Source organism: Methylotenera oryzisoli (assembly GCF_004661485.1).
GTDB classification, from domain to species: domain Bacteria; phylum Pseudomonadota; class Gammaproteobacteria; order Burkholderiales; family Methylophilaceae; genus Methylotenera; species Methylotenera oryzisoli.
Genome location: NZ_PQVH01000006.1, coordinates 163,966 through 181,130, shown reverse-complemented (window position 1 = coordinate 181,130; position 17,165 = coordinate 163,966). Strand labels below are relative to the sequence as shown.

General features: G+C 39.3%; 16 protein-coding genes. 7 read left to right on the top strand and 9 right to left on the bottom strand.

Annotated features, from left to right (window positions below):
* Positions 1–2: 2 nt before the first annotated feature.
* Positions 3–1,238 carry a hypothetical protein gene (locus tag C3Y98_RS04300; RefSeq protein WP_135276878.1) on the bottom strand — a complete coding sequence of 412 codons (1,236 nt, stop codon included), beginning with the start codon at positions 1,236–1,238 and terminating at the stop codon, positions 3–5.
* A gap of 224 nt (positions 1,239–1,462) precedes the next feature.
* Between C3Y98_RS04300 and C3Y98_RS04295 the strand changes: the two genes are divergently transcribed.
* The 5 genes from C3Y98_RS04295 to C3Y98_RS04275 all read left to right on the top strand — a co-directional run bounded on the left by C3Y98_RS04295 (position 1,463) and on the right by C3Y98_RS04275 (position 5,386).
* A complete protein-coding gene (locus C3Y98_RS04295; RefSeq protein WP_135276877.1) occupies positions 1,463–2,134 on the top strand; it encodes a RipA family octameric membrane protein in 672 nt (223 codons plus the stop codon).
* Between the two features lie 33 nt (positions 2,135–2,167).
* Positions 2,168–2,602 (top strand): hypothetical protein, encoded by a 435-nt coding sequence (locus C3Y98_RS04290; protein ID WP_135276876.1) that lies wholly within the window; start codon positions 2,168–2,170, stop codon positions 2,600–2,602.
* Positions 2,599–3,270, top strand: coding sequence for a hypothetical protein (locus C3Y98_RS04285; protein WP_135276875.1), 672 nt, complete (start codon positions 2,599–2,601; stop codon positions 3,268–3,270). The genes C3Y98_RS04290 and C3Y98_RS04285 overlap by 4 nt, the downstream gene beginning before the upstream one ends.
* Positions 3,271–3,477: 207 nt before the next feature.
* Entirely contained in the window at positions 3,478–4,284 is an 807-nt protein-coding gene (locus C3Y98_RS04280; RefSeq protein ID WP_135276874.1) for a hypothetical protein, read from the top strand.
* 37 nt (positions 4,285–4,321) lie between these two features.
* The gene (locus C3Y98_RS04275) at positions 4,322–5,386 is read left to right on the top strand and encodes a DUF3800 domain-containing protein (protein ID WP_135276873.1); all 1,065 of its coding nucleotides are present in this window, start codon (positions 4,322–4,324) and stop codon (positions 5,384–5,386) included.
* 416 nt (positions 5,387–5,802) lie between these two features.
* Here the strand turns inward: C3Y98_RS04275 and C3Y98_RS04270 are convergent, their stop codons facing one another.
* The 7 genes from C3Y98_RS04270 to C3Y98_RS04240 all read right to left on the bottom strand — a co-directional run bounded on the left by C3Y98_RS04270 (position 5,803) and on the right by C3Y98_RS04240 (position 15,326).
* Positions 5,803–6,282 (bottom strand): PIN domain-containing protein, encoded by a 480-nt coding sequence (locus C3Y98_RS04270; RefSeq protein ID WP_135276872.1) that lies wholly within the window; start codon positions 6,280–6,282, stop codon positions 5,803–5,805.
* Positions 6,283–7,335 carry a helix-turn-helix domain-containing protein gene (locus C3Y98_RS04265; RefSeq protein ID WP_135276871.1) on the bottom strand — a complete coding sequence of 351 codons (1,053 nt, stop codon included), beginning with the start codon at positions 7,333–7,335 and terminating at the stop codon, positions 6,283–6,285. It lies immediately after the preceding gene.
* A 207-nt stretch (positions 7,336–7,542) separates the two neighbouring features.
* Positions 7,543–8,388 (bottom strand): hypothetical protein, encoded by an 846-nt coding sequence (locus C3Y98_RS04260; protein ID WP_135276870.1) that lies wholly within the window; start codon positions 8,386–8,388, stop codon positions 7,543–7,545.
* A gap of 1 nt (position 8,389) precedes the next feature.
* Positions 8,390–9,652, bottom strand: a complete 1,263-nt coding sequence (locus C3Y98_RS04255) for a restriction endonuclease subunit S (RefSeq protein ID WP_135276869.1) — start codon at positions 9,650–9,652, stop codon at positions 8,390–8,392.
* A complete protein-coding gene (locus C3Y98_RS04250) occupies positions 9,645–11,279 on the bottom strand; it encodes an HsdM family class I SAM-dependent methyltransferase (protein WP_135276868.1) in 1,635 nt (544 codons plus the stop codon). Before C3Y98_RS04250 ends, C3Y98_RS04255 begins: the two co-directional genes overlap by 8 nt.
* Positions 11,273–14,377, bottom strand: coding sequence for a type I restriction endonuclease subunit R (locus tag C3Y98_RS04245; protein ID WP_135276867.1), 3,105 nt, complete (start codon positions 14,375–14,377; stop codon positions 11,273–11,275). Before C3Y98_RS04245 ends, C3Y98_RS04250 begins: the two co-directional genes overlap by 7 nt.
* Positions 14,378–14,477: 100 nt before the next feature.
* On the bottom strand, positions 14,478–15,326 hold the full coding sequence (locus tag C3Y98_RS04240; protein WP_135276866.1) for an SDR family oxidoreductase: 849 nt from the start codon (positions 15,324–15,326) through the stop codon (positions 14,478–14,480).
* Positions 15,327–15,419: 93 nt separating this feature from the next.
* Here C3Y98_RS04240 and C3Y98_RS04235 point away from each other — a divergent pair, with 93 nt between their 5' ends.
* Both C3Y98_RS04235 and C3Y98_RS04230 read left to right on the top strand, forming a co-directional pair.
* Positions 15,420–15,824 (top strand): winged helix-turn-helix transcriptional regulator, encoded by a 405-nt coding sequence (locus C3Y98_RS04235; RefSeq protein ID WP_135276865.1) that lies wholly within the window; start codon positions 15,420–15,422, stop codon positions 15,822–15,824.
* A gap of 31 nt (positions 15,825–15,855) precedes the next feature.
* Positions 15,856–16,287 carry a UPF0158 family protein gene (locus C3Y98_RS04230; protein ID WP_135276864.1) on the top strand — a complete coding sequence of 144 codons (432 nt, stop codon included), beginning with the start codon at positions 15,856–15,858 and terminating at the stop codon, positions 16,285–16,287.
* Positions 16,288–16,325: 38 nt separating this feature from the next.
* Here C3Y98_RS04230 and C3Y98_RS04225 read toward each other — a convergent pair whose 3' ends face one another.
* Positions 16,326–17,087, bottom strand: a complete 762-nt coding sequence (locus tag C3Y98_RS04225) for a hypothetical protein (RefSeq protein ID WP_135276863.1) — start codon at positions 17,085–17,087, stop codon at positions 16,326–16,328.
* Positions 17,088–17,165: the final 78 nt, after the last annotated feature.

The window sequence follows — 17,165 nt, the reverse complement described above, 5'->3', positions numbered from 1 at the left end:
AATTAACGCTCTTCAGGTGATCTCCACTCTTTAAAACGATCAAGAGCATCTAATGTGCCTAATAGCTTCCGGGCTTCCGTCAATCTTCTTTCAACGGTTTGGCGGTCGCTTTCGGATAATTCAGTTGTTCGAAGTTGAGCATCTTTAAAGAATTCATCAATCCGCTTAGCCTCAGCCCAAGCCTCAATGATTTTAAAGAGCTCGTCCTGGCTGTCTTTTAGATTCTGGGCGCGCCTCCGCTCCTCAGCTTCTATGCGATCTTTCTCTCTTTGCACATCCCATTTGCGCTGACGTTCTTCAGCTTCTTGTATGGCAACCTTAGTTGCCTCTACTACTTTAGTTACTGAATCACACAGTTCCTTGACTATGGGTTGAAGCTTTTTAGAAATCTCACCCGGTTTAGATTCTTTCCATTGCTTAATCCAATGCGTTCCAGGATAAGTTGAGTAAGCTTGAATGCATAATCTACCAGAAGGTCGACTTTCTTTAGTCGTCCATGTATATACAGACTTATTTTTTACTTTTGGATGCTGCCAATACTCAGCTATAGGAATAAATTCACCATTTAGATAACCGACCTCAACCTCTTCACTTGTTTCAAATACAGTGAGACCAATACCGATATCTTGAATATAGACTACAGTGGGTCGGCATGGGCTCCAGGGGGTTGAATAGTCAAGTGACGAAGTTGACTCTTTAAGTTCTTTGATATCAGCTCGGTGAAAGTATTGGTTAGGAGGTGCGAACACTACTGGATGCCCAAGATTTTCTAACATTAAGAAAAGCTGATTAGTTACATCAAGCGCATGTTCTAGGCAGCCCTTTGAAACGATCAAATCAATGACTAACTTTTTATTAGGTTTTAGATATGCACTACGCGAGTCTCTAACATTCTTAAAGTGCTCACGAGCTTCTTGAACCAAGCGGTGAGTAGAAGTACGCGGATCTAGTTTAAAGCTTTTTACTGTCTTTGATTCCAGAGACGTATCAGTAGCATATTCCACTCGTCCATCACGTGACCATGTAATCGCATCACCAAGTCGTGCTTTGGGTAGGGAAGGTTTTTCAGGATGGATGTCAGCAGCAACCATTGCCCAATAACCTCTAGGTGGTCTGGGTATATTTAGGCTTTTGAGGATCCGTATTAAATAACTATCAGAAACTCCGTATCGTTTTGAAACGGTTGTGATTGGTTCTGCCCAGATTTCTTCATAGAGTTTTTCACGAGTAACTGACATAGCATAACTCCATAATTTATAAACTCAGTACTAGTTTAAATTTTAGAGTTAGAATACAGCATAGGTCACATACTTTACGTCCGGCACCCTGCCTTCAGAGTAGATAAATTCCGTGTAAGGTAGGCGACCTTTTTCGTTAGTTATATTTTGATTGAAATTAAAGTTGCTAAACCAGAATTGTCTGAAAAGATTTTATTAGAATTACTAAACAACAAGGCTATATCATGCCCGAGCAAAATTACACTCAAGATGACTATGAAAGAGATTTTTTGAAAGATAAGAAAATTCAGCTTGCAGCATTGAATGCAGCGCTAGATATTCGAAAATTTGAGATTGAACTTTATTGGAAAAGGGCTAGTTACTTTTGGACTTTTATAGGCGCTACACTAGCAGGATATCTAGCTGTTCAAGCTATTTCAGATAGGGTTTCTAAACAAGAACTTTCAATAGTGCTTTCATGTTTAGGAGTAGTGTTTTCAGTTGCTTGGGTACTAGTTAATCGTGGTAGTAAACATTGGCAAGAAAATTGGGAAAAGCATGTGGATCTTCTTGAAAATGCAATCACTGGCCCACTCTATAAAGTAGTACTAACTAGAAATGACCCTCAAAAAATTAGTGAGCACTTTAGCCATTTAATAACTGGGCCATCTAATTTCTCAGTCTCAAAAATCAATCAAATTATAAGTTTGTTCGTTACGGCACTTTGGCTTTGTTTATTGGTAAAGTCTTTGCCTACATTTGATTGCACTCTGCCAGTCAATCCTTTTTACTCTATCTTAATAATATTAAGTGTAATAAGTATCCTTTTATTCTTCTGGTTAGGAAGATCATATGCTGGAGGTTTTTGGCACAAGGGTTCATATCGTACGACCAAAATTAACAATAAAAATACTTAAATCAATTGCTAGCGAAGATTCAATAAACTCATTATGACTCTAGAAGAAGCGCATCAAATAAAAGAATATCTCCAAGAAATAATGAGTGAGAGATCAAATCAAAGGCCAGAACAATATTTCATTAATGAATTAAACCAAATCTTTAATTCAAAAGAAGAAATTTTTTCAGTAGTAGATCAAGTGGAACAGGTCTTAAGTTTATTGCGAATACAAGCCTTCCCTGTAAATAAAAAAGATATAGCTAATCTCTACGAAGCTTTATCTGGGGTATTAGGTGAGCCAGTTAAAGCTATTACTTTCTTAGATCCAATTACTGGAAGAGAAATAGGACTTAATGATGTTCAAGATTGTACAGAAGAGGAAGTTGAGCTAAGGAAGATTTTGGATTTGTACTATCCGAACTTTGAAAACGAATTTGATAGTTTCAGAGCGAACGATAATTCAAGAAAAAATAGGCCTAAACCATGATAATTTCTAAACCTGACCTAGAAAAGCTTTTTGATAAAGCTATTTCAAATGTTACAAAACCAAATATTGCAGGTAGTTATGTTGATGGAAAGGCCTTTGAGCTCTATGCCTTGCTGAAAGTCTTACAGAAATTAAAGTCAAAGGGCTATATTATTAAAGCACATAGCCCCAGTGGCTTAACTCCCAATGAGCTTAGATTTGCTGGAGGTCCAGCAAAGGCGGATAAAAATAAATTTACCTACTGCGGCATTTATAACATACATGGAATTCTAAGATTTGAAGCATGGATTTCAGTAGAGGTTATGACTTTAAGTGCGATTAAATCTAGCACGTTATCTTCCCCTGCTAGTTACCATGAACTTGATGTGGCAGTTTTTTACCCTTTAAAGTCAACTACATGTAGACCAAATATATATGAATTAACATTTGCAGCGTCATGTAAAGATACGAAATTCAAAAAAGAGAACCTGAGAGAGGTTTTGGGACTCAGGAGAGAAACCGCGCTTTTATCCTCATCAATAAGAAGTCGTGCACGCTGGTTTATTAAAAAAATACCAGCAGATCCTGCTATTCCTCTAATGCTTTTTTCAAAAGATGTAGCATGTATCAAATATCAACAGCCTGTAGATAAATTTGGAGTATATGTCAGGCAGTTGAAATTCCCTTAAAAATAGTTAAATAAGGAATGAATCTTTGAATTCCCCACCTGCCCCTCCCCAAGGGGAGAGGTTGTCCTGGACTACCCCCAAAAAATGTTTGCGGCTGTTAGAAGGTGGAGGTCGCGGGTGTCGCATCGGCGCTTTACTGAATATGTAAAGCATGAAATATCATACTAGGTATTTTTAAAATACTACAAACTAATTTAGGTAAACTTTATGACATCTCTAATGGCTTGGATTGCTGTTGATAGTCGAGGACCTTCAGCTCTATATTTTGCAAGTGATAGCCGTATTAGTTGGGGGTCATCAGAAAAATGGGATTATGGAGCTAAACTGTTTAGTGTAAACAATTACCCGGATATTTTTGGATATTGTGGAGATGTGCTTTTCCCATCACAAATTCTTAGTAGAGTTTTGACTTTAGCTAACTTAGGTGGCTTGTACTGTAAGACTGACAGTCCCGAAGAAAAATTTAACAAAGTCAAAACTCTAATCACTAGTGCGTTTAATAGTTACCCAAAGGAAAAACCATTACCGTTTACTATTTTGCATGGTTCAAGAATAGGAGAAAGTAATGATTGTATATTTGAGCTTAGATCTTTAAGTTGGGATTCAAAAAATGAATTTTCTTCCAAGGACTACAGTATTCCCACAACCTCAGGCCAAGTTGTAAGTTTAGGAACAGGTAAAAAAGTCATCGATGAGAATAATCAGGTTTGGCAGCGAAGCGAAATTAAAAATACTAGCCGATCCGTCTATTCTGCATTTTGCGATACATTGAGAAGCCATAAAGACCCATGCACTGGCGGCGCTCCCCAATTGGTAACTATTCAACGTAATTCAGCTTCCAAGCCGTTAGGAGTTATTTTTGAAGAACAACAATATTTATGTGGTCTAAAAATAGATAGTATATTTAATAAATCAAGCTTTGACTGGTATAACGAATGCTTTGAAAGATGTGATTCTGAAACGGGATTAATATTATTAGGTGCTCAAAGGCAGCCAAGACCACGTAATATTTAGTTGAATTTATATAATTACTAGAAAAGAATAATTTTAAATGGTAGCTATTTACTGTGATGAATCTGGCAATTCTGGCGAAAAACTTACTGATCATGAGCAACCGTACTTCGTATTAGCATCAAATGACTTGAGTAAGGCAGAAGCAGAAGCTTTACTTGAGCATGTTCGTTCACATCAAGGAGATGAAGCAAAATTTAAAGTACTTAAAAAGTCTCAAGCAGGCATTAAGAGATTAACCAATTTATTCACCGACCCGCGTTTAAATGAAACCCGTGTTGTTGTTGATATTTATCACAAGCGGTTTATGGTTGTTACAAAAATGGTTGATCTAATCGCAGAAACACTCATAAACGATATTGGTGAAGATTTGTATAAACAAGGTGCAAATATCGCTATGTCCAACATGCTTTATTACTGCATGCCAGTATTTTGTGGGATAGAGAACACAGATAGGTTTTTAGAAAGTTTTGTAAATCTAATGCGATTTAGATCAGATGATTGTATCAAAGAGTTTTTTGAGGCCGGAAAATCTATGATGGAGTCATCTGTCGACAATGAGTTTAAAGATGATTTACAACTTTTTACTGATTCTAGTCTTTTTCATAGATGGTTTCCATATATAGGTAATGCCTCTCTAGAGCCAGCTATCCCGGCTCTTTTTGAACATATTAATGAATGGGGTCGACGTAAATTAGCACGGTTTCAGGTCATTCATGATAGTTCAAAGCCAGTTTTAGCATCTCACGAAACCTTTGAGCAAATGATGGCGTTGCATGATGAAAAATCTGAACTTATCGGCTATGATCGTAGGAAATATTTATTTCCGTTACGTGCTATTTCATTAGAACAGGGGGATTCTATTAGTCATCCTCAAATTCAGATAGCTGATATTTGTTCCGGGGCTATTAATCATTATCTTAAATGCCGAGAAATGAATAAAATGGATAGCCTAGCTGTAATGATTCATGACACCGGCTGTTTGAAATGGATAATCAATGGTCTTTATCCTACGCCTGATGTAACCCCTGAAGATTTGGGTACTGCTTCGGAAGATGGTATTAATCCAGTTGATCATATGGTTGATTATTTATATGAAAAGTAACATAAGAAAAGTTAAATTTCTTTGTTTTTCACAAGCAGAAAAGAATAGGATTATCTAGAAATTTGAGACAAATTTACATTGTTGTCTCTTTACTATACAGTTAACTTATTGATTTAGTGATATCGAAATATTGATATAAATGAGAACCTACACTTGTAGATTCCAGCTGATTTCTAGATAAATCCAGAAATTTCATATTAATATTTTGATAGATATTTGAAATTTGGTAGGAGTTAAAGATAAAAGCCCCTATAAGGGCTTTTATCTTTTTATGATGCCAGAGGGTCTAATCAATCACAATTCGGCTGCAATGGGTCTTAAAATGGTTTTTGGGCATTAGTCTGATGTGGTACACACTGTTTTATCGTGGAATAGAGTTTGATCCGATAAACTCAATTTTTGAGCTTAAGATGAATTTAAAGATTATTGATACGCTGATGAGCCTCTGGCCAAGGCAATCTTCTGCCATATTGTTCCATACGTTCGTATGCTGAATGAGCTTGAAGCTTATTGATAATACTATGCTGCACTAAGCATTCAACCAACCATAAAGTGCCATAGACTTGCACCTCTTCAGTTTCTGCAGCCTTACGCAAGTTTTTATCACCAGTGATGAGGGGACAGTTCTCCTGCTTCGCCAAGGCGAGCGCAAGGCAGTCATTACGGCTAGGTTGGGGGTATTGTTCAATCAAAGCAAAAACCTTTATCAATGACTCCCCAGTTAGCTCGCCCAGTTGTAGCCCAAGAGCAATCAAATGATGATGTTGTTCGCTTAACTCTTCTTCAAATAACACATCAGGTATTTTGAAGACAAAAGGTAATTCAAATATTTTATCAATTAGTAATCCTTCTTCTAAATCAATCAGAATATTGGCATCGCTAATCAATACTTGCATCTAGGCGGCCATTTCTGACATCACGCGAGAGCGATGCAATTGAATTAAAGGCATTTGCAGTAACTCAGCCGCTTTGGATTCAGAGATAATTTGTTCACCGAGTGCGCGATATACCAATTGCTCAAAGAGACAAGTAGTTTCAGCTCGATATGGCTCACCAGGTTCTTGCGTGCGCCATCCTCGCATTGTAAATAGCTTAAACATACTTACACGTTTCTGGTCACTGATAATCCCTAAATCACTCGCCCGGAACAGACAACCCGCCATGCTTAAACCGTACTCATGTTTGAGTATAAACAACTCACGCGGCTCAATATTTTTACGAGTTTTACCTAAGTGCTCAACTATTCCAGATTTTGGTAATAAAAACGCTGAAGCAAAACGATTGCAGGCTTTTTCCTCATCCATACCAACAGGTAAGTGGCCGTGCATAATGAGATGCCCCAATTCATGCGCGAGTGTGAAGCGCTGGCGACAACCTGGCCAATCTGCAGAAACAACAATCACTGGTTGGTTGCCAATGTGCGCTTGCAAACCATCAAACGTATTCTTAACATCGGTTTGGGTGATGATGACTAACACCCCCTTAGATTCAAGCAGATCAATCATATTAGGCAGAGGGTTTAGACCAAGATTCCAGTGGCTACGCACGCAATCTACAACTTCGTCTATATCGTCTAGGCACGATATATTCGGTAATTCTGCATCAAATAAAAATGGTGGTATAGGAAATTGCGGCCATAAATTAGCGAGCTCATGCCAACGTTCCGCTTGATCTAATACATCCGCTTCAATTTTTTTGATGATGTAGGCAGAAGCGTTCGCTTTCTTGCGATACTCCACCTCTGCTAACTTAACTTTAGCAGGGCGAAAAAAATACTCTGTACGCACGTTTAAGGCAGCAGCAAGTTTAAGCAACACACCTGAGGATGGCATGCTTAAATCGTGCTCATACTTTTTGATCATGTTGGCACTTATACCGACAGCTGTGCCTAATACATCCATTGAAAAGCCTGCTGCCGAACGTGCTCGTTTTAAACGCTCACCAATCATTATCAGCCTCCAAGGTTTATAAAATTATTAAAATAATAGAAATTATAAACCAATATTAGCAAATATACTAATTACAAAAAATAATAATCTGCTTACATAACAGATACTTGATCATTTTTTAATGATTGGTGGCAATCATCATTACGTAAACAAGTAAGCAAAATTTATTATGCGTAGTGCAATTTACTAGTGGGGGCTAGCCAATGATTAACTTAAAAATGGCGTAGATTTCAGATTTTTAATTCGCTCATAAAAACCAATATCTTTTAAGTAGCTATGAAAGCGCAGCGCGTCATCTCTATCTTTGGAGCAAGCGCTTTGGTCAGAGATAAAAATATAGTCATCTGGATGCCAAGACTTTGGAAATACATGATCAAAAATTTCAGCGACCATGTATTTTTCTATACCTTGGTAATTAGCGTATTTGCTGAAATAGCCTTTTTGAATAAAACCTAATTGAAAGCACAGCAGCGAAATCGCTTTAATCATCATGCGGGTTTTGTAGTAATGCCAGTAACCCACATACAGCAATTGATAACGCGAATACTCAAAATTACCATCACCGTATTCAATAAACTCAAGTGCCACGACTAAGCCTTCATATGTGCCGTGGTCTTCTGCTGGCACAAACTTAGTGCCTGTTTGGGCTATAAAATGTGCGATAACACTCTGATTTTCTGTTGATTTAAGCTTAACTAAATAATCATAAATGGATTCAAAATCATAGCCATGCTCTAACTGGTCTTGCGGGTTACTCACGCCAGTATCTAACCATGCGCGATCAATAAAAAACTTGTTTGAAAACGCCGCTAAAAATGGCTCATTGAGAATAGCAATCACACTATCCAAACTTTTAAAATCCTTTGGCTGAATATCAAGCTGAGGAAAAACCGTTTGTATGCGCGAGGTGGGGATTTGGTGAGCATCCAGCACTTTGAGCACGCGCCTTGCTAGCGCACGTAGCTCTTTGTTTTTGCCGTAAACCCTATCTTCCCACCACTCTTTAAGGCTAAACAGCTCTTTAATTTTAAGTAGGTCAAACGGGTTAAACATCTTAGCCTTTAACTGTGACTTGACCGTTCATGAGCATAGGGAGGAGCCAATCACACAAAGAAGCTAATTTCGCATTTTCAGCGAGAGCTGCATTACGCTTTTCTATTATTGGGGAAATAAGTTCTTCAAATTTAGACTCAATATTATCAATTGGGCGTGTTAAAAACAGTTTTTTGATTCCCTTAACGTTGAAACTTTTGAAAAACGCACCATGATCTAGGTTGCTTAAAATCTGTTTTTGTATGTCATTGCCAGATAGACTCATATAAAAGTAATTTGGTTTAATGTTATTTGGCCTTATTGCAGTTATATTCCTCCCAATACCACATCGTATACCTTTGGGAACTTGGGCAAATGCAGCGATTCGACCAGCGTTAGTCATCACAATATCAAAATGTTTAACCTCAATTCTTGAAGTCCATTCAGAGTAGTCATGCTTTGAAACAAAGTATTTTTGTTCTAGGTTAATTTGCCGAGAGTCAGTAATGTTATCCAACTGTAAAAGGTAGGCATCTTCTGATTCGTTATAAAAATCAGGTTTTTTTGAGTGTAAGCAATCCACTACATCACAACTTTTGGTTAGTGGCTCAGTTGTCCAACCCTCAGGAATCTCACGCTTTAGAGTTTGGTTATAGACCATTTTTCCGCCAGAGGTTTTGTAGGGTTTGCCGTTGGCATCGGGGAAATCAAACTGTACAAACCAATAGTCGTACAAGGTTTTAGCCATGGCTTCCAGATTGGCGTTTATGCGGTTGTTGAGTTCGATTTTGTTGTCTAAGGACTTTAAAACATTCGCGATTGAAAATTGGATGTCTAAGCTACTAGGAAGACGGATTGGATAATTCTTAATGTCATTAGAATTTAAATTCTTTCTTACTCCAGAAGATAAATTTCTTATCTCCTCATATTGGGTCTTTAAGTAATAGTAAATGTATTCGTAATGGGCTTTTGATGGGTCGATTACAACATTACAGCACGCCTGATTAGTAGTCATCGGACTCTTCAAGATTGACAAGTTACCGCGAGTTTTACCCTCACCATACATTGCAATCGACAGAGTATTTTCAGGATTAATTTTAATGCTGGTTTTATTAAGTGCATTTTTAGTTATGTGCTCGTTCGTGTGGTAAATGTACTTCTCGCCCAATTGCTCAGTTTTTAACCATGGTATCTCACCATTTAGCCAGAACTCGTTGTTGCTTCTTAATGGCGTAAGCCCACTCGAAATTGATAAAGATATGTCTTTGAGTTTATTTTTAATCATAATCTAAATTTGCTAACTGCTTTTTAATCTCAACTTCCAATTCGCGTGATTGATTAAACAAACTATCCAAATTGTCGGTAAAGCCTTTCATCTTCTCCGCAAATTTCTCTGGCGTAATATCTACAAACTCAATTTTCACATCAAAATATTGCCCTGCGCTCAGTGAGTAATTTTTCTCTTGAATTTGCGCATAACTCACCACCACAGAAAAATCATCTTGCACTTGTTTGTGGTTAAACACGTCGATAATGCGTTGTTCTTCTTCATCTTTAAGCACAGTTTTTTGGTTTTTACCGTCTTTGATTTTCTCGCCTAAGTTAGAGGCATCAATCAACACCACATCGGCTTTGTTGGTGGCGTCGATAAACAAAATAGAGACGTTGGTGCCTGTGGTTGCAAAAATATTGCTGGGCATAGATACTACGCCTGCGAGCATTTTTTCATCCACCAGTTTTTGGCGAATGGCTTTATCAATACCCGATTGTGCGGTGATAAAGCCTGTGGGCACTACCACGGCGGCTTTGCCTGTGGCTTTAAGCGAGTGGATGATGTGCTGCAAAAACAATTGGTAAATCGCCATTTTGTCGGTGGCTTGTTTTGGCACATTGGGGATGCCTGCAAAAAAGCGGGCTTTGTTTTCTTTGCTATCGAGTTGGTCTCTAAAGTCGCTAAAGTCCATTTTAAATGGCGGGTTAGAGACAATAAAATCAAACTGCCTGAGCTGCCCTTGCTCTTTATGCGCAGGGTGCAACATGGTGTTGCCTTGAATCACATTGGGGATGGAATGCACCAAGTTGTTAAGGATTAAGTTTAAGCGCAACAGGTTGGATGATTTTTGTGAAATATCTTGGGTGTAGATACTGCAACGGTTTTCACCAATGGCGTGGGCTACATTCATGAGCAAGGTGCCAGAACCCGCACTTGGGTCGTAACAGCTGGCGTTTTTAATCTGCCCGCGTTGCGCTTCAGGCACTAAAATCGCTGCCATGATTCTGGCCACAGCATGTGGGGTGTAATACTCGGCATATTTGCCGCCACTGTTGCTGTTGTAGTCTTTAATCAGGTATTCAAAGATGGTGGCGTAAAAATCAAATTTTTGGGTAAAAATGCGCTCAAAGCTAAAGTCACCCAGTTTGTTGATAATGGCACGGCAAAACGCATCGCGTTTGGATACATCGGTTAAAAACTCGCTGACACGATCAAACAAACGGATTTTTTCACCGCTATCGGTGACTACGGCATAAATATCGTTATTGCTGATGGCGATGTCCATTAAGGTGTCATCAAACAGTTTGGCAAAATCAGCGGCGTTTTGTTGGTTAAACAGGTGGTTGATGAAATGCGTGGTTTTCAGGCGTGCGGTATCTGGCCCCAGTTGTAATTTGAGCATTTCAAAATCATCATCGCTGAGTTTCGCAATTTCATCTTCCCAGCGCTCAGCATCGGCGAGTTTTGGGTTGATTTTTTTAATCTCAAAAGCAAATTTATCATTGAGAAATTTATATAAAAACACCTGTGTGATGATTTTGAACTCGTTACCATCGTTGCCTAAGCCATAACTGGCGCAAATGGCCTTTAGGTTATCGATAAGCTCTTTTGTTTTTTGTTGAAACTCAATTTCTACCACGGACGTGCTCCACTATTAAACTCTTTCATATACTCAGCCACCACCAGTTGATTGATATAGTTTGATGATGTTGGGTTGAGTTTGATTTCTTGTTCTTTCACAAAGCGACTTATGACTGATGGCATGACCATACGTGCAAAGTAGCTCTCGTTATCTACTAATTGATTGTTCACTAACACTTGTTCATCTGTATCCGCTTTAACAGCTGATAGCGCTTCAAAGATCTTGCGTTCATTCTTGGTCAAATCGCTATGCTCATGCAGGCGTTTGTGAATGCGGGCGTATTTTACGTCACCATGATACTTTTGGCGCAACTGATTGTTTTCCCGATTAAGCGCTTTAATGCGCGTATGGATTTTATCCAACACTTCAATGTTGGCAGTCATCTCTTGCTGGGTGACTTCACTGAGGTTCTTCTTCTTAAATAATCGCTCTAGCTCTTCTTTTAAGCTGATAAATTTTGGGTCTTGTTGATCAAAATTAGAAGCCAAGGCTTCGCGTGTCTGACGCAGGGTATTTTTGAGCTGGTCAGCTAGAACCAGCTCTTGTTCACCTATTTTGGTGAATTTGAAAATAATGTCTTCTAGGGCGATATCCAGTAGGTTTGCCGTGTTCTCAGCTGAGGCAAGTTGGTCTTTGGTATTGAGCAAATCGAGATGATTGCTGGTTTCGCGGTAAAGCAAGTTGAGCTTTTGGAAATCTAAATCATTCAAGAAATCGTAATCACCTTGCAGGCGGATAATGTTGTAAAGCGCTCGTGCATCTTCGAGTGCTTTTTTAAGCGCCAAGATGGTTTTTTTATCTTGAATTTGCGTGATTTGTTGTGAAAAGATTTCCGCGTTATGGGTATCAAACCTAAACAGCACATCTTTAATGTGTTCAATTTCTTGTTTGATTTCTTCTTGTGATTTAAAGAGGTGAGAGTAGTGCTCCATCTCATCCCCTAATTCAGACTGTAGCTCTTCTAAGTATTCACGATTGGTTTCTGCAAACTCTTTGCTGATGTCAGCAAAATCGACCACGTAACCATAACGGAATTTTTTATAGGTGCGATTAACACGGGTGAGTGCTTGTAGCAAGTTGTGCTTGCGGATGACGCGGCCGAGGTATAGCTTCTTTAAGCGCTTAGCATCAAAGCCTGTGAGTAGCATGTTGAATACGATTAACAGGTCTATCTTGCCTGACTTAAAGTCTTCAACTAAGTCTTTGCGGAACTCTTTATCACCAACATCGTGCAGAATTAAAGCGGCCGTTTTCACTTTATAGGTTAGCTTTTTATTGACTTGATAACTTGCGCGTTCCTGGGCGGCTATTCTTTGCTCAATATAGGCGTCATTCGCTGCATCTTGAACAAATGCCGAGTTATTAGCGTATTTTGCATTAAAAATTTCATAAAGTATTTTTGCTTGATTTGCGCTGTCACAAATCACCATCGCTCCGATTGAGTTGTCTCCATAGGTTTCGCGTGAGCTCTCAAAATCACTCACGATGTAATCAAGCATCGGTTCTACAAATCGGCTATCTGCATATACATCACTTTTATCAATTTTGCCTTGCTGAACTTGGATTTGCTCAAGGGCTTTTTGTAGCGTCAGTTTATAACTGGTTGAGATTTCTTCACGAATTAAACGCAACGTGTAACCATCAGCAATTGATTTGTTGTAGTAATACTTGTGTATGTAATCACCAAACAGCTTACGCGAGTTGTAGTCGTTGCCCAGCAAAGGTGTGCCAGTTAAACCAATTTTGATGGCGTTGGTATCGGATTGCTCCAAGTTTGCTAGAAAGCTCCCTTTGGGATTGTAGCTTCGATGGACTTCATCTAAAAAGTAAATGCGCTGAATGTTGATGTCGTAGTCTTTTGTAGAGATAACGTCAGGGTCATCTTGGAATTTTTGAATATTTACAACGGTGATTTCTGGCTTGCCAGCATTGTTGTTAATGACGCTGGTCGTTTTAATGTCTTTTGCAAAGTCGTCGCGTGAGTTAATGATATGTACTACTAAACCACGTGCTGAGAATTCTCGCTGGGCTTGTGTGAGAAGATCAAGCCTATCCACAATGAAATAAAACTTAGGTATCGTATTTTTGCGTTGAAAATAGGCCGTTAGATGGCGTACGTTATAAAACGCTAATGCGGTTTTACCACTGCCTTGTGTATGCCAAATAATGCCTTTTTTAACCCCTTCGTTAAGCTTTTGTTCAATCGCCTTGGTAGCAAACAGCTGCGGATAGCGCATGACATGTTTTTCAATACCGTTGCTTTCATTCACATAGGCAATTCCGTATTGCAATAAGAAAGCCAGTCTCTCACGATTAAACAGTGAGGTGCAAATACGGTTGGTGGGTCGAGATGGCTCTTTGTTAGTAGTGAACTCTGGATTGTTTCGGATGACTTCCAAATTATTGTCTTTAAGGACGGCTAGCTCAACCTCTTCTGGTAGCGGTTTTAATAATGCGGATAGATTGAGTATTTCTTCTTCACGGAAATAATTAAAGATAGGCGCATCGTAAGACGGTGTGGCGTAAAATGCGCCTTCAATAGGCTCTAAGGCGCCATCTTCATACTCCATATTATTGGAGAACACCATGAGCTGGGTAATGTTGGCGAACCGCCTAAATTTACTATTTTGAAAACGTCGATTAATGCGCTCTCGCTCAGCCAAGATACCATCTTTGTTATTTGGCTTTTTAACCTCGATAAACACTAGTGGCATGCCGTTTATTAAAAGCGTGATATCAGGTCGAAATTCTTCATCACCATTGATATAGGGTAACTCGGTGACAACATGAAAACTGTTATTGTTGAAGTTTTCAAAATCGATGAGTTTGATACCTGATCGGCTTGTGATTTTTTGAAAAAAGGCTTTGCCTAAATCTTGGTTATCTAAGGATAACTTTAGCTCTAAAAAAGCACGATCTATATCGCTGGAATCTACACTTGGATTTATGTGCTTGATAGACTGCTTGAAAATATCATGAAAAATGTTGGTGTCTAAATCCCATTTAGCGTCTTTAAGTGACAAATAGGTATAGCCTAGTCTGACTAAATGCAGAATAGCTGGTATTTTTACCCTAGAGTCTTCATTAAACTTCATTTGTCAGCTCTTTTGTTTTAGATATGTATTCTAACGTAGAAATGGCAGCCAGATGGCTGCCATTTTTGAATACCGTCTAGCTAACTATTCAAGCTATGACCTAGCTTACCGCTGCAACCATGTCTTTTAATGACGTAGTTGCTCTGCCTATTAGTTTACTAAGTTGTTTGTTGTCCTCATAGAGTGCACCTTTGGATGCACCTGTATCAGAGTCTGCGATGAGATTTGCAAATACATCCGGTAGACCAACCTTGACCAATAATTCCCGATAGTCTTGTTCAGGCAGATTGACGTAGTTGATGGTTTTACCGGTTTGTTTGGATACTTCAGCTGCTAACTCAGTGAGTGTGTAAGCGCTATCGCCGACTAACTCATATATTTTCCCCGCTTGGTTTTCCGTGGTGAGCACGGTGGCATCTGCTTGTGCGTAGTCTGCACGGCTGGCAGAAGCGATTTTTCCGTCACCAGCACTGCCATAGAGTGTGCCGTGGGCAATGCTGGCGGCTAGGGAGCCGGTGTAATTCTCGGTGTACCAGCCGTGGCGTAATAATACAAATGGCACACCAGAGTTTGCAAGGTATTGTTCGGTAGATAGGTGCTCTGCCGCTAAACCCAGTGGTGAGGTGTCAGCATGTAATAAGCTGGTGTAGGCTAATAACTTAACATTAGCTCTTTTTGCAGCATCAATCACGGTGCGGTGCTGCGCAAAGCGTTGGCCGATTTCATTGGATGAAATTAGTAATACTTTGCTGGCGCCAGCTAAAGCTGTATCCCATGATTCGGGCTGGCTATAATCAGCATGACGTACTTGAACGCCCAAATCGGCAAGATCTTTGGCTTTATCAAGGTTGCGAACTGCTGCCACGATGTTGGATGCAGGGATTGTTTTTAAAAGTGAGGTAATCACTAAACGGCCTAATTGGCCGGTTGCGCCTGTAATAACGATCATAAAAAAACCTTTCTAGTAAGATGAATGAATTGGTGTAATGCATAATAATCTATATACTTACTATTAGTAAGTACGTACAAAAAGGTAAGTATTATGACAACACAACAAGCAATTACATTAGCTGAGCGCATGCTGCGTGGTGAGGTTTTTTCAGAGAAATGCCCATCACGTGAAATACTTAAGCATGTGACAAATCGGTGGGGTGGACTGGTGTTAGTGGCGCTATTGCAAGGTATGCACCGATTTAGTGATTTACGCAGAAAATTAAGTGGCGTAAGTGAAAAAATGTTGGCGCAAACCCTGCAAACATTAGAGCAGGATGGTTTTATCTTGCGCGTATCTTATCCAGTAGTGCCGCCGCATGTTGAATATTCGTTAACACCACTAGGTGAAGAGCTGGCAAAACAGTTAGAGCTGCTGGTAGATTGGATAGAAATTAATTTACCTAGAATATTAGAAGCCAAAAAGAGCGGTGTAGCTAGCGAATATGATGAATAAAATATCGATGAATCAATAGGTTGAATAATTAATGCTTAGTGTGAGCTTTACAGAGGTTAGAAATGCGTTTGAATTCGTGAGCTCAGGTTCGCCAGCGCAGCATCATGCCTATATCAATAAAGATACGGGCGAAATTTACTGGACATCTAGCGTATTGACGCTGGAGGAAGAGGTGCCAGACGACCTTGAAACCTCATCAAACTACATAGAGGTCCCGCATAAAAACGAGTTAAAGCTAGGTCAGAGCTTCGCTTTGTCTTTTATTGATCAAGAGTTACCACATGAGTACAACTTTGTAGCTAGTTTATTTCGCAAGCGAGGCGCCTACAGGCGGTTTAAAGATATGCTGCAATATCAAGGCTTGCTTGAGAAGTGGTATGCGTTTGAGGCACAAGCTTCGGATGATGCTTTGATAGCATGGTGTCAGGAAAATGGAGTTAACCTGACAGATACAGAACAGTAGAGGATGAAACCATTATCTAGCTATAGTATTAATAATAGTTAACGTTTTTTTAATTTGCACTCAAAATTCACTTGGTCTGACAATTCTTTATAGCTGGAAAGTGCGCCGGTGGCGGAGGAATAAGGGTCATTTGCTAGATATTTGATGTATTTTAATTGGCGCGGACTGACTTTTTTACTAATCGCATCGGTTTTACAAGTGCAGCCATTCACGTTGCTTTCGCTAGTATATTGGCTTTCGCATAAACTTATTTCTTGATCTAACAAGCTCGCTGGCCAGCGTTCAGTATTTATACTTTGAGGGCTTATCGTTGCTCTGGTTTGTGCAAGTGTTGCATACAGCAGTTCCACGGAAGCGCGATTTTTGCCTAGTGCAGCGCTTTGTAATATATCCTTGTGTTGAATTGATAAAGTATCTGGCTTGACGCCAACGGTAGCAATTAATCTAGTTTGGCTTGGCAGTTCATAGCCTTGACCAGCTAGCATAATGCGTTTTGCTGGGTTAGCACTCAATAACTGGTTAGCCTCATCAATATCTGCACTGGATACTGTATAAGTAATCGTTACATTACATGCATCCTCGGCTTGTTTTACCTCTGATTTTGCTTGTTCGACATCAACAGATAACAGTTTGTCCTCAATAGCATCTGTCATGGTGGCTACATTACGTGAGGCTAAGTACAGTTCCTCATTCGCCTTTAATTGCGCTATAGATTTATTGTCTAGGCAGGCGTAGGCATTATTTAATGAAAGACAGCACATTGCGGTAAAAGCTAAGCGACGAAATATTAGATTACACATGGCTAACTCTTATTAATCTTAAAAAATATTGCTAGATATGAGCCACGCAAAAATAATAAGTTCTTCAATAGAGGTGGT